This is a genomic window from Pseudomonas sp. KU26590 (genome assembly GCF_026153515.1).
Classification (GTDB): Bacteria; Pseudomonadota; Gammaproteobacteria; order Pseudomonadales; family Pseudomonadaceae; genus Aquipseudomonas.
The window spans coordinates 2,087,280-2,100,795 of the sequence record NZ_CP110644.1 but is presented as its reverse complement, the minus strand read 5'-3'; the positions used below and the strand labels follow the sequence as shown (position 1 = coordinate 2,100,795).

Here is a 13,516-nt window from a genome sequence, read left to right as displayed (position 1 = left end):
CGTTTTGAAAGGTTACGCCATAGCCGGTGTTTGGGGAGGACGACTCCGCCTGTTGTGATCTGCGTATTTACTTACAAAAAAAACCAGCGAGATCCGGTTACCTGCGGTCACTGTTTCGACCTCGTGCGCGAAAGTACAGTCGCTGATTACGACAGATGCCAGTGCTGGCTTTATCGACCGCGATACAGATCCCGCCTGGTCGTAGACTGTAAACTCTCCTCCCGAAAACCCGTCGCCGAGCTGCAGAACAATAGAATATGAATAATCAGGGTTGCTATCGATGTCCAGATGTTTCCCAATATATGAATTCGTTTGCATTTTATTTACCTGCATACGGCGTATGAAGAATTCTTCAGCGTCAAAGAGGCTAGTAAATATGTTCATGAGTTCGGGCTGGCAGACCAGATCTTTCATCTTGAGTGAGTGCGGAAGATTTACATACTTCGGTATATCTATATCGGTCATGAACCTGGCAACATGCAAATCATTTTTCTCATCCGCATCCCCGATGAGAATCTTCTCCCACGGCAAATCAGGTGATTTAATTAATAAATCGATTTCTTGCCAGACGATCTCATCATATATTCCACTACTCGGCGGAAGGTACGCCACTCCAAACGACCTGAGCTCATGCGCTATTCCTTCTGTAGTAAGTTTCATACTCTGCATTCCTCCTTTAGTGATTGAGTGGACAGCGCGCCTCGCTGCTTGTTGTCAAAGAAGGCGGCATATGTGTGTTTATTTGCTTGATACCAGCCTTCTATATCGAACGGGTCGCTTTGCCCGCGGCAAAGATGGTCCCGCGCGATTAGTATTCCTTCTTTCATGCTCCACGTCTCTGTCATCGGGCCGTATCGGGAAGGTTTGTTCTCATGAGCAGCTCGTTCGGGGGCAATACTCCAAAAACCTACAGCCGGGAAGCGATGATGGAAGTCGTGACTGGGCAGGTCTTGCATGTAAGCAAAAAGCCGGAGCGGAATATCAATGAATGTCACTTTTAAAACCCATTTACAAAACATAAAAGCGAACCGCCAGCCTTCGGCTTTGACAGGGTAAGGGCTGCCAAAGAAGCGTCCCCATGTTAACGATCCATAGAAAACGTGCTTTGGCCAATTCAGACGATTCACGCCAAACCACTGATGCTCAGTAATATGTTGAATCCAAGAAGAGAATTGAGTCACGACGAGAATCGAGCCTACATAATAAATCAGAAAGCTTTCGAAGTACCCCGAGGCGTAGGCCACCGTTATCAATATGAACCAATACGTAGCGCGACATAACCTCTCATTCCAATTACAGACGATAAAATTAACCAGTATCCGAAAGCGAATATGCTCGTAGATTCTTAGAGGATGAAACGGTGCGAGGAAGATTTTCAACCAAAACTCCGGCTCACGCATCCCGTTGTAGAAGCCGTGTTTAGTCATAAAAACTTGGTCGACGTCATGCTCGGTACTAAAGGTGCCTAGCCCGTGGTGCTTCACCACGTGTATCTTCATGTACTCATCCCAGGGCGTATGCAGAACTGGAATTGAAAGTAACCACTTGTAATAAAATCTCGATAAGGTTTTGCTTCGTAATACCGCCCCATGAATGACGTAATGGCTTGTATGTAAAAGCCCCCGCGAACGATTTACAATCATACAAAATATAGGTAGTGAGTACAGAACTTTAAGCATCCACGAAATATCAGCATCCAAGATAATTTTGCCAATTATCACGGAGGCAAAAAATACAGCATACCCCCAACTTATTTGCAAGATCAGCTGGGGTTGGGTTAAGAGGGTCTCTCTTGCATGCTTTGGCGCGGCGGAATTCAGTGATTTCCCTGTTACCCATGTCCAGAAGCCCTGAAAGGGCAGGTGTTCGTAACTTTTTCTAACATTTACACCGTAACCGTATTTTGTGTAGCGGGTTTCAAAATTGTTTTCCATAACATCCTCTGGGTCACACATAATCGGTCTTGATATACAGCACTGATGACGGGTGGAAATAAGAATAGAAAGGTTCCATCCTGTAATGGTCTACCGCGACTACCACATGGCGTCCATGATGCTCGTGAAAGAGCTTGCCCATCAATGCGTATTCTGCTGCTTGTGAAGTGAAGTTATTCCAGATCTTCTCTTCTGGAGCATTCGGAAACCACTTCGAATACAGCGGGAGTCTGGATTCGTAGATCTCTTGCATTGAAAATTTGTCCAGCCCGGTTTCGCCGTAGTCACCTGCACGTATTCGAGCACTAATGACGGCATGCTGATTAACCCACTCTTCCTCACCACCGCATCTTTGAAAAAATGAAACCGTTTGAAAATCAGTTTGAAGTTTCGCCCCAACTGTTACAAGTTGCGTTTCTACCTTGGACAGAAAGTCAGCCCTTTCCACCTCGGTGCACTGACCTTTGTAAAATGAATTGTATTCGAATTCTCCGCCATAGAGCATGTGATTAACGCGTAAGCTTGATTCACTCGCGAAGGTTTTAATAGCGTAACCGGCTTTGATAAGCTTGTCCCCTGCTAGCCCAGTTCCATGACCAACGCTGTTAAAAGTATAGTGAGGTCGTCCGGTAGCGTCTCTAATATATGCGTAGTCGGGGCAGATAGCGCTGACGAGAGTCAGCTGTTCATTACGGTCTTTGCAGTGATCGAGCGTTTCTATGAGTTTCTTCATTGAGTTCGGAGCCGGCGCCATGATATCGCTATCTGACAACAAAGTAGCTATCTGCGCTTTAAATGAGCTGTTTAGAACGCTTTCATACTTTAGCTCTATATCCGTTTTGGTCCCTATTGAGTCTGAAAGTAATAGGGCAGCCAATGAGGGTATTCGACCGCCTGTTTTGAATTTGTGAAGGTTGGTCAATACTTGCTTCTTGGAGTGGCGAAGCTCAAAGCTGAATTCGGAGTACTTTTCTTTCAACATTAGATAGAATAGGTAGTTGCTAACCGGAGCGTCAATTTTACCCCGTCCGATCCGCATTCCGTTGTACCGGTGACGCAATTCTGAAAGCCTGTTAGAGATCGCGTTAGAGTCACGATGCAGCCCGACTGGGTCGTAGGGTAGTCCATAGGATATGGATTTCAAAATGGCACGACTTGTCTTTGAATCAATTTCGACGAACATCACACGATCCCTCTATTCCTAGAACAGTAATTCCATTTGCGGCCCATTTCTCGCACTGGCATTTTACGCACGGTGCAATAAACTAGCGAAAATAAGTGGCTGCACTTCAAGCAGCGTTATCCACTCAGCGTTAACGAGGTGTGAGAACTATATGATAAAATGGGGGTTATCAGCTTCGATTATGTAGCAATACGTCAAGCTGGCGACAGGACTTGCAGCCACTTAACTCAAGAGGTTGCAATCCAGGTATGGGGAGTTGAGTTCTTGAGATTTTATTCATACTTCGCATACTGCGCTAGTCCTTCGTCCATGTGTGGATCCCAATCTAAAACAACAAGCGCCCCATTGGAAGCCAAGCGCGCGATTTTTTTGTAGACATACTGACACAATCTTTTGCACCGAAACTGGGCGCAGGTGTCAGTAAGAGCGCATTTCTTTCGCCGTGTCAGAACATTCAGTAAAAGAAAAATGTCGCTGGAAAAAATTATGGATTTAAGTCATTGAATTGACACCAAATACTCGAATTTTAAGTGATTCGAGTCACCTAGCTCTGCAGTCGGAGTGTGCCCCAAAATAGAACTCCCGCAGGTGTCTTCGTCGGTCCCTTTACTGACAAGCGCTCGCTTCAACACTCCTCCTGGCCTTATGCCCAATGCTTGAATACAGATGTTATGCGTCTACAAGGCTGGCGCCGGCCGGACGTGTACAGCGAAATCGACGCATTAAGCGCTCATGCCGGCTGCTCAATTTATTCGGTTCGTGCTTGCTGAGATCAGGCTAACGGCGGAAGAGGCCTACCTGCAGCGCCATCTTTAGGATGGCTGCAACGTAGGTGAGCACCGGCACGAGGATAAGTGTCATCTGGCTCGATTTCCGGACGGGTTGGCGGTTTGGCAGCAGACGGTTGTGTACCTTTTTGAGCGGAATACGAGGAGGTCGAGGAATTCCGCCACTGTGGCTGGGCTGCGGTGGTACCCATGCCTGGATATCTAATGAATTCGCGTAACGCCGACAACCGTTAGGCTGCCGACGGCTACGCCGCATCGACGTACAGTTACAACTTTATGTATCCACGAGCCAGTTAGGGAATGGCGATACGTCTCCTTTCTGGATGCCCGTCAGCTCCTGATAAAGACGTAGTGTGACTGGTCCGACCTCATCGCCTGCATCAAATGCATGTATAGCGCCGCGGTGTTCTATGCTACGGATAGGCGTGATCACGGCAGCTGTTCCGCATGCACCAGCTTCAGAGAGCTGATTAAGCTCATCGATCCGGATATGGCGCTGTTCCACCTGCAGCCCTAAACGCTGTGCGGCAATGGTGATCAGCGAATCAAGTGTGATGCCGGGCAGTATCGAAGACGAGCTAGGAGTAATGAATTTACGACGGTCTTGGGATATTCCAAAGAAGTTCGCCGCTCCAACCTCTTCAATGTTGCTATGAGTATCAGGGTCCAAATATATGCAGTCAGCAAAACCCCGTCCTCTCGCTTCCGCCGCAGGCAACAGCCCCGCAGCATAATTTCCGCCAATTTTCACGGAGCCAGTGCCGGCCGCGGCTACTCGATCGTAATCGGTAACTAGAAAATCATGCGGTTTGAGCCCACCTTTAAAATATGACCCTACCGGCACGCAGAACACGGAGAACAAAAACTCCGGTGCACTACGGATGCCCACGTTGTCCCCGACCCCGATAACATATGGGCGCAGGTAAAGTGCGCCGCCGCTCGAATAAGGAGGCATGAATTTTTTATTGGCCAAGACGACTTGGCGACAGGCTTCCACGAATAAATCTTCCGGCACTTCCGGCATTAGAAGGCGCCTGCAGCTGCGGGCCATCCTTCGCGCATTTTCAAGCGGACGAAAAATGTGATCAATTCCTGCTTGTGTACGGTATGCCTTCAGCCCCTCAAAACACTGCTGTCCGTAATGCAGCGCGGTGGATCCTTCGCTCAGGTGCACTTGGTTATCTGCGGTCAGAGCTCCTTTCTGCCACTCCCCCTCACGCCAAAGCATTCGGTAACGAAAAGCTGTCTTTATGTAATCAAAACCCAGCTTGTCCCAATTTATTTCTACACCCTGCATTTGCACCTCTGCATCCATCTTGAGAAATCCTTTTTTCATCGAAAAACAGTCCTCAGCATATCACCCAATGTCCAGTGCACATTCGGCACGTGACGACTGAACAGCTGAAGGATTGGACGTGAAGATTGCGGCTGGGTTGCGGCTACGTTGCCGTTTAGCGCTAATTGTCTGGAAGTCTGCTGGGTAGCCTCTATCAGTCGGTTAACGCAATCCTGCTTCAGATCGTAGGGAACGCTACACTTATTCCGCCGACCATATGGCCAATGCGGTGTGCGGTATGCGCAGCAAGCCAGCGCATATTGTGTTCGGATTCTTCATGGTCTTCTTCGCAGGCGTGGGAAACTGCCGCGTAATGAATGACCGCGATTGGCCGTTTGCTACCCTCAGCCAAGGGCCGCTAGGGTCGATAGCGGCCTTTCAATCCCGCCAGGAGGGGCAGCCCGAAAGGTTGGCTTCGCTGCTACTGCAGCCATAAGACCCCGCTCGTTCAAAGCGTCGTACTTTCTGATATCGCCTCGCATCAGCCTTGCCATCGGTTTACGAACTGAACGGTGTCTATGGCATCAAGATGTGCGCTAAGCACGGTTTGATCAGCCCAGCGTTCCATCAGAATGATTTTTCAGAGCTCTGAAATCCGAGGCGTTGATGACTCAGGCGATAAGTACGATCTTTCCTTGAATACTTCCCCGTGAAGCCCGGTGGTGCGCATCTGATGCCTGGGCCAGCGCAAACGTACTGTCGATTACCACGCGAACCGTTCCGTCCTCCAACAAGCGGCCAGCCTCTGCCAATTGCATGCCGTTGGAGCGCACCTGCGTTGAGGAAACGGTGATGCCAAGATCAGCTGCTTCTTCATGCCCGCAGAAGCCCATGGGGTTGACCAGGAAGAGAGCGCCGCCCGGTTTTATGACGCTCAGAAAGCGTTTCATATTCGCACCATCGACGGCGTCAATCACCAGATCCACATGCTTTGCGACGTCTTCAGCGGCCGTCATGGTGTGATCGATAAATGCCTCTGCGCCCAAGTCGCAAAGCAGGCTCTCATGCTTACCGGAGGCGACCGCGATGACGCGCGCCCCCTTCCATTTGGCAACCTGCACCGCCAGGTGCCCCACTGCACCTCCAGCACCGTTGACCAGCACGGTCTTGCCGCGCAGCGGTACGGGCTCATGTCGAAATGACTGAAAGGGATTCGGCTCGTCGTGGCCCAGATCAATCAGAAACTGCCAGACAGTGAGCAACGACATCGGCGCACCTGCGGCCTGGACGTGGTCTACGCCGGTGGGTTTCAACGCCAACTCGTTCTCATCGATGCGTATGTATTCGGCGTAGGCGCTGTTGCCCGTCCTCAGATCTTTGGGAAAACGCACCATTGCATAGACGTTGTCACCGACGCTGAATCTGGAGGCTCCGTCGCCGAGCGCGACTACCTCCCCCGACAAATCCGTGCCTAAGGACGCGATATTCATGAGCGTGTATTGCGGCTGTTGCGTCAGGCGGAAGAGATCGAACATCTTGCCAAGTCGGCACGCTCCGAGCCTGCTGGCACATTACGGATCGCGACATCACTTCCCATCGGGCTTCAATATCATCGCGCCCGCCATCACCGAGTTTCGTAAGCGCTAGCCGAAGGTATTAATCGATCTGCGGGTTAACGACCAGATCGTCGACCTGGTCGAGGAAGGTATTGATCTGGCGATAAGAATTGGTGACCTTCCCGACTCATCGCTCTTGTCCCGAAGGCTATCGCCGTAAACGCTTGGTTGTTATGCCTCTCCAGACTATCTGGCCAGGCGCGGCACGCCTCAGCATCCTGATGAGCTGGCCACGCACGAAACGGTGAATCTGCGCTATCAATCCACCGGTCAAACCTTACGCTGGCCATTTCGCATTGGAGATAAGGAAATCGAAATACTGCCGTCATCGCCTGTCGTCGTTGATGCAAGCGAGGGTGAAGCGGCAAGAGCTGATCCCGATTCTCTCGGAGTTTGCGGTGCAGAGGCACAATGTCACGGCTATTTGGCCAGAGAGTCGTCGCACCCATCCTGTGGTGCGCGCCTTTCTGGATAGGCTGATCGAACTTCCCTGAGGCCCACCGCCCAAGTGCAGAGCCCTTAAGCAGCGTCGCGTTCCTGTCTCAGCGATTGCGCCACCAAACTGCCGAAGGACGCCACCGGCGCCTGCAAATTGCCGAGGAAGCGCGGGTAGATCAGCCACAGGTCCATCACCGGCTTGAAATCCTTGAGCGGCATGACCGCGAGTGAATCGCGGTGGACGCTGCGCTCCAGCAGCGGACGCGGCACCAGACCCAGACCCATGCCGTCGGCGACCAGCCCCAGTTGCAGCTCGGTGCCGAAGGTTTCCAGATTGACCTTCAGGCTCAACCCCTGATCAGCCAGCGTGCGTTGCAGCCCGGCACGGAAACCGCAGCCGTCGGGGTTGAGCACCCAGCCCAGCGCGTAGCAGTCCGCCAGTTTCACCGGCTTTTTCGGCAGCGCGCTCTTGGCGCACACCACCACCAGCTCCATCTTGCCGATGGACTCGCCGACGATGCCTTCAGGAAAAATCTTCCCGGCCGGGAACAGCGCCGCAGCCGCGTCCAGTTCGCCGTTCTCGATTTTGCCGATCAGGTGGCTGCCCCAGCCGGTGACGACTTGCGCGCGCAGGTCGGGAAATTGCCCGCGCAGGTGTTTGAGCGCATCCAGCAGCACGACGTCGCCGATGGTTTGCGGCACGCCCAGCCGGAGCAAACCGCTGGGTGGCGTGTCGCTGGCGACGAGTTCGCGCAATGAGTCCATTTCCCGCAGGATCGCCAGGCACTTCTGATAGACCTGCGTGCCCATTGGCGTCGGCTTGAGCGGCTTGGTATTACGGTCGAACAATTCAACGCCCAGCGCCTGCTCGAAATTCTGCACGCGGCGCGTGATGGCCGGCTGGGTCAGGTCCAGGGATTCAGCGGCATGGCTGATCGACTGGCAGCGAATGACCGCTACGAACGCATCGATGTCATCAATTTTCATTCGGATCGCACATGGAATAAGGGAAACAAGATAGGCAAAAAATCATAATGGCTATCAAAGGCTCTGGATAGCCTCTGGTTAGCCACAGAGCGGCCAGCAACCCGTGAATCGGTTATCAGCTACGTTTTGGTTATAACCTAATCATCAATAAATAGCATATTAGGCTGCTGCATTATGCTTATATTGAGCATCCTTCTTTGCCCGGAGCCGACATGACCCACATCCGACACCCTGAACGACTCAGGGCTTTTATCGGCGAGCTGGCCGAGCTGATCGATAGCAATCCGGGGGAAGGCGACCTGCTTTCACGGGGTGGCAAGCTACTGGGGCAACTGGTCAGTCATGACGACTGGCTGCCGGATGAGTTCGCGATTCCCGATCCGACGCGCTATCAACAGTTTCTGTTGCACGCCGACTCAAGGCAGCGGTTTTCGGTCGTCAGCTTTGTGTGGGGACCGGGCCAGAGCACGCCGATTCATGACCACCGCGTCTCGGGCTTGATCGGCATGCTGCGCGGGGCGGAGTATTCGCAGGGGTTCGCCCGCAGCGCCGATGGCCGACTGGAACAGGAAGGCCCGGCGATCCGCCTGGAGCCCGGCCACGTCGAGGCCTTGTCGCCGCGCAGCAACGACATTCATCAGGTCCGCAATGCCTTCGACGACCAGGTGTCGATCAGTATTCATGTCTACGGTGCCAACATTGGCGCCGTGAAGCGCGCCGTTTATCAGCCCGATGGCAGCGAAAAGCTGTTCATCTCGGGTTATTCCAACGCCTTTCTCCCGAACATCTGGGATCTGTCAAAAGAGAACCAAGCCTAATGAGCCATCACACCCGTTCCTGTGCCGACATCCGCCGCGCCCTGCTCGCCCATGAAGAAGTCGCGCTGGTCGATGTCCGCGAAGAAGCCCCGTTCGCCGAAGCTCATCCACTGTTCGCCGCCAACATCCCGTTGTCGAAACTGGAGCTGGAAGTACTCGCGCGCATCCCCCGTCTCGACACCGCTGTGACCGTTTATGACAACGGTGAGGGTCTGGCCGAACGCGCCTTGAAGCGTTTTCAGGACTTGGGTTACACCGACGTGAAGCTGCTTGAAGGCGGACTGCAGGGCTGGCGCGACGCCGGCGGCGAGCTGTTCATAGACGTCAACGTGCCGAGCAAGGCGTTCGGCGAACTGGTGGAGCACCATCGCCACACGCCGTCGTTGGCCGCCGAAGAGGTCAAGCAGTTGCTCGACGCCAAGGCTGACGTGGTGGTGCTGGATGCGCGGCGGTTCGATGAATACCAGACCATGAGCATTCCCAGCGGCGTCAGCGTGCCCGGCGCCGAACTGGTGCTGCGCGCGCGTGAGCTGGCGCCCGATCCCAACACCCGCATCATCGTCAACTGCGCCGGCCGTACGCGCAGCATCATCGGCACCCAGTCGCTGGTGAATGCCGGCCTGCCCAACCCCATTTCCGCCCTGCGCAATGGCACGATCGGCTGGCTGTTGGCCGGGCAGACGCTGGATCATGGGCAATCCCGGCGCTTCCCGCAGGTCAGTGAAGCGACCCGGGAAGTCGCTCGGGCGGATGCGCGCAACGTCGCGGATAAGGCGCGAGTGAAACGCGGCAGCCGCGGGGACTTGCCGGTCTGGCGGGCAGAAACGAGTCGCACGACGTACCTGTTCGATGTGCGCACGCCGGAGGAATTCGAAGCCGGCCATGTGCCGGGTGCCCGTTCGACGCCGGGCGGCCAGTTGGTGCAGGAGACTGACCATTACGCCAGCGTGCGCGGCGCACGAATCGTGTTGCTGGATGACGACGGCGTGCGCGCGAACATGTCTGCTTCGTGGCTCGCGCAGCTAGGCTGGGAAGTGTTCGTGGTGGACGACCTGGGCCTTGAGGATTTCAGCGAAAACGGCGGCTGGAACGCCCCCAGTCCGCCCGCGCCGCAGGTCGAGGAGATCAGCGCCGAAACGCTGCGCGAGTGGCGCGAGCAAAGTGGCGTGGCGGTGCTGGATTTCACCGCCAGCGCCCACTACGTCAAGCAGCATATTCCAGGCGCCTGGTGGACGCTGCGTGCCGACCTTGCCAACGCGCTGCAGAACATCCCCGTCGCTGAGCGTTACGTGCTGACCTGTGGCAGCAGCAAACTCGCGCGGCTTGCGGTGTCGGAGGTCGAGGCGCTGACCGGCAAGCCGGTGTTTGTGCTGAAGGACGGCACCGCCAGCTGGGTGGCGGCGGAGTTCGAGCTTGAGCACGGCGAAAGCCATCTGGCCTCCCCGCGCATTGACCGCTATCGCCGGCCTTATGAAGGCACCGATGCCCCGCGTGAGGCGATGCAGGCCTATCTGGATTGGGAGTATGGATTGGTCGAGCAATTGGGCCGCGACGGGACCCACGGGTTTTATGTGATCTGAGCCAACGCCCATACGTGTAGGAGCGCGCTTGCCCGCGATGGCGTTGTGTCAGTTACCAGATATGGCGCGGGCAGGTTGCGTTCGCGGGCAAGCGCGCTCCTACAGAAAATGCATCGTGGGGGACATTTGTATGCATTAATTTAATATATTAAGCAAACATAATTACACAGATACATAATTAGCATATAACCAAAAGATACTACTATTACGCTTCTTATAGGCATAAGGTTAATTCCCTTGCCGACCCCTTCTCCAGGCGGAGGCCGAGAATCCACTTCTACGCCTGGAGACACGCACCATGTCCGCCCCCTTCACTCCCCTGCTCCGCGCCCGACACGTGATCCTCGGCGCATTGCTCGCGCTGTCGTTCGGCCAAGCCACACAGGCCGCCGAGCAGCTTCAGCCGCTGCTCGTCGCCAACCAGAAATCCGCGCTGAAGGTGCTGCTGGAGGTGTCCGGCGAGCTGAAAGACGTGCCGTACCAGATCAAGTTTTCCGAATTCCCCTCGGCATCGCCATTGGGCGAAGCCCTGAACGCGGGGGCCGTGGACGTGGGCGCACTGGGCGACGCGCCGTATGTGTTTGCGCTGGGCGCCGGTGCGGCGCTGAAAGTCATCAGCATCACCCACGTCGGTGGGCGCTACACGACTGCGCTGATTGTGCGCAACGACTCGTCGATCAAGTCGGTTGCCGACCTCAAGGGCAAGCGCATCGTCACCGGGCGCGGCTCCATCGGCCATTACCTGGCAATACGTGCGTTGAGCGAAGCAGGCCTGAAGACCAGCGACGTGAATTTCGTTTACCTCTTACCCAGCGAGTCGCGGCTGATCCTCGACAACGGCGACGTCGATGCGTGGGCCACCTGGGCGCCCTACACCACCGTCGCCACCCAGAACGGCGCGCGCATCCTGCCTAGTGGGCCGGACCTGCTGACCAACCATTCCTATCTCGCCGCGACCCGCTCAGCCATCGCCGACAAGCGCGTGCAACTGGACGACTTCGTGGTGCGCCTCGACCGTGCCTACCGCTGGGCCAACACCCACCCTGCCGAATACGCCGCCGCCCAGACCAGGGTCACCGGTCTGCCATTGGCCGTGCATCTGGCGGTCAATCAAGAGACGAAGATGGAACGCGTGAGCATCGATGACGGCGTCATCAGGGGCTTGCAGAACACGGCGGACATCTATCAGCGCGAAGGCATCCTCAACAAGCACGTCGACGTGTCCCACGGCTTCGACCCGGATTTCAATGCAATCCGCCTCGCTGCCGAGCAATCGGTGGAAAAAACTGCCAATCAGAACGACCCACAAGCTGGGCGCTGAGGCAGCGGGCTAATTTGGAAATATGCGGAATGTGCAGGACGAGACCGATCAACAGCGGGCGGTAGTTATAAATCCCGCACACACAAAAACGCCGCTCTGTTGAGCGGCGTTTTTGAGAATTTGGAGCGGGAAACGAGACTCGAACTCGCGACCCCGACCTTGGCAAGGTCGTGCTCTACCAACTGAGCTATTCCCGCAAATGGCGTCCCCTAGGGGACTCGAACCCCTGTTACCGCCGTGAAAGGGCGGTGTCCTAGGCCACTAGACGAAGGGGACACAGCCTGGAAACACCATGGTGTTGTGTTCCAGTTCCAGAAACACATCCGAAGATGCTTTCTGGTTTCACTCAACTTCGCCCGAAAGCAAAGCTGCTTAAAAATGGAGCGGGAAACGAGACTCGAACTCGCGACCCCGACCTTGGCAAGGTCGTGCTCTACCAACTGAGCTATTCCCGCAATGGCGTCCCCTAGGGGACTCGAACCCCTGTTACCGCCGTGAAAGGGCGGTGTCCTAGGCCACTAGACGAAGGGGACACGCTACAACATTCACTCCCTGCTACGCTCTGCTGTGTGCTTTACGCTGCAAGTGGCGCGCATTCTATGGATGGATATAGGGGTCGTCAACCCCTGAGTGAAAATATATTCAAATCAATGACTTCGCCCTTTATTTACGCAATGGACGGCCGATACACACGTGTCAGCCGCCATGGGCAAAATCAGGCGGAGCGACAGGACCACCTTCCCGCGATAGTGGATAGCCACTACACTCGCGCAAATTACTTGATTGAGGCTTGTGCGGTGACACCACTCATTATCACCCTGTTCGTCGTAGCAGGCATCGTGCTCCTTATAGCCTTCGGCTACCTGAACCATGTCGCAGAGGGCAAGAAGGTCGAGCGCGCGCGAAGTCTGGTCGAGCTCAATGATCGGCTACGCCGCTGCAGCGAGCTGTCCGAAACCTTTCCCGGTCAGTTGATGACACCGGCGCTGAAGCTGTTGCTGGTTCGCCTGGAACTGAACGTGCTCAAGCGTCTGCTCGCGCTGGAAAAAAAGAACAACCCAAACCTTCAGGAACGCCAGACTGAACTGGAAGCGCTGGTGGCCCAGGGCGACGCGATCACGGTCAGCAACCCGGCCAGCCCGATCCAGACCGAAGCCAAGGCCAAGGACGTTCGCTTTCTATTAGAAGCCATGCACGGCCAGGTGACGCGCGCAGCCCACGATGGTTTTCTGCAAACGGCTGAAGCCAAGCACTGGATTCGCGAGATTCGTAATCTGCTGGTGCTGCTGCACATCGAGTTCTTCAACAACCTGGGCCAGCACGCGATGAGTCAGGAGCAGCCTGGCCAGGCCCGTCTGGCCTTCGAGCGCGGCGTCCAATACCTGAAAAATCAGCCTGAGCCCGCGCCGTGGAAAGCCCACTTGCAGGCCATGGAACGGCAACTGGCCAAGTCCAACTCCATGGTGCTGGACACCATCGCACCGACCGAAGACGACAACAACGAGCTGACCGAAGGCTTGAAAGTCGTGGACGCGGATGCCGAGTGGAAAAAGAAAGCCATCTACGACTGATGGC

Annotated in this window: 10 protein-coding genes and 4 tRNA genes; 4 read left to right on the top strand and 10 right to left on the bottom strand. The window is 55.0% G+C overall.

Annotated elements, in window-relative coordinates; genetic code table 11:
* Positions 1-12 precede the first annotated feature (12 nt).
* From OKW98_RS09470 to OKW98_RS09445, 6 genes are all read right to left on the bottom strand, one after another.
* Positions 13-660: a 2OG-Fe(II) oxygenase gene (locus OKW98_RS09470; RefSeq protein WP_265388921.1), complete on the bottom strand. Its 648-nt coding sequence runs from the start codon at positions 658-660 to the stop codon at positions 13-15.
* Positions 657-1,934, bottom strand: coding sequence for a hypothetical protein (locus OKW98_RS09465; RefSeq protein WP_265388920.1), 1,278 nt, complete (start codon positions 1,932-1,934; stop codon positions 657-659). The genes OKW98_RS09470 and OKW98_RS09465 overlap by 4 nt, the downstream gene beginning before the upstream one ends.
* A 13-nt stretch (positions 1,935-1,947) precedes the next feature.
* Positions 1,948-3,117, bottom strand: coding sequence for a hypothetical protein (locus OKW98_RS09460; protein WP_265388919.1), 1,170 nt, complete (start codon positions 3,115-3,117; stop codon positions 1,948-1,950).
* Positions 3,118-4,179: 1,062 nt separating this feature from the next.
* Positions 4,180-5,202, bottom strand: coding sequence for a branched-chain amino acid aminotransferase (locus OKW98_RS09455; protein WP_265389692.1), 1,023 nt, complete (start codon positions 5,200-5,202; stop codon positions 4,180-4,182).
* 650 nt (positions 5,203-5,852) lie between these two features.
* Entirely contained in the window at positions 5,853-6,716 is an 864-nt protein-coding gene (locus OKW98_RS09450) for an NADP-dependent oxidoreductase (protein WP_265388918.1), read from the bottom strand.
* 600 nt (positions 6,717-7,316) lie between these two features.
* The gene (locus OKW98_RS09445) at positions 7,317-8,222 is read right to left on the bottom strand and encodes a LysR family transcriptional regulator (protein WP_265388917.1); all 906 of its coding nucleotides are present in this window, start codon (positions 8,220-8,222) and stop codon (positions 7,317-7,319) included.
* A 212-nt stretch (positions 8,223-8,434) separates the two neighbouring features.
* Between OKW98_RS09445 and OKW98_RS09440 the strand changes: the two genes are divergently transcribed.
* The 3 genes from OKW98_RS09440 (at position 8,435) to OKW98_RS09430 (ending at position 11,941) form a co-directional block, all read left to right on the top strand.
* Positions 8,435-9,040, top strand: coding sequence for a cysteine dioxygenase (locus tag OKW98_RS09440; RefSeq protein ID WP_265388916.1), 606 nt, complete (start codon positions 8,435-8,437; stop codon positions 9,038-9,040).
* On the top strand, positions 9,040-10,620 hold the full coding sequence (locus OKW98_RS09435; protein ID WP_265388915.1) for a rhodanese-related sulfurtransferase: 1,581 nt from the start codon (positions 9,040-9,042) through the stop codon (positions 10,618-10,620). Before OKW98_RS09440 ends, OKW98_RS09435 begins: the two co-directional genes overlap by 1 nt.
* 298 nt (positions 10,621-10,918) lie before the next feature.
* Positions 10,919-11,941, top strand: a complete 1,023-nt coding sequence (locus OKW98_RS09430) for an ABC transporter substrate-binding protein (RefSeq protein ID WP_265388914.1) — start codon at positions 10,919-10,921, stop codon at positions 11,939-11,941.
* Between the two features lie 121 nt (positions 11,942-12,062).
* Here OKW98_RS09430 and OKW98_RS09425 read toward each other — a convergent pair.
* The 4 genes from OKW98_RS09425 to OKW98_RS09410 all read right to left on the bottom strand — a co-directional run bounded on the left by OKW98_RS09425 (position 12,063) and on the right by OKW98_RS09410 (position 12,474).
* Positions 12,063-12,138 (bottom strand) — tRNA-Gly (locus tag OKW98_RS09425).
* Between the two features lie 3 nt (positions 12,139-12,141).
* Positions 12,142-12,217, bottom strand: a tRNA-Glu gene (locus OKW98_RS09420).
* A gap of 103 nt (positions 12,218-12,320) precedes the next feature.
* Positions 12,321-12,396 (bottom strand) — tRNA-Gly (locus tag OKW98_RS09415).
* Between the two features lie 2 nt (positions 12,397-12,398).
* Positions 12,399-12,474: transfer RNA gene (locus OKW98_RS09410), tRNA-Glu, on the bottom strand.
* A 264-nt stretch (positions 12,475-12,738) separates the two neighbouring features.
* Between OKW98_RS09410 and OKW98_RS09405 the strand changes: the two genes are divergently transcribed.
* Complete coding sequence (locus OKW98_RS09405; protein ID WP_133776437.1) at positions 12,739-13,512, top strand: hypothetical protein; 774 nt, start codon at positions 12,739-12,741, stop codon at positions 13,510-13,512.
* Positions 13,513-13,516 lie beyond the last annotated feature (4 nt).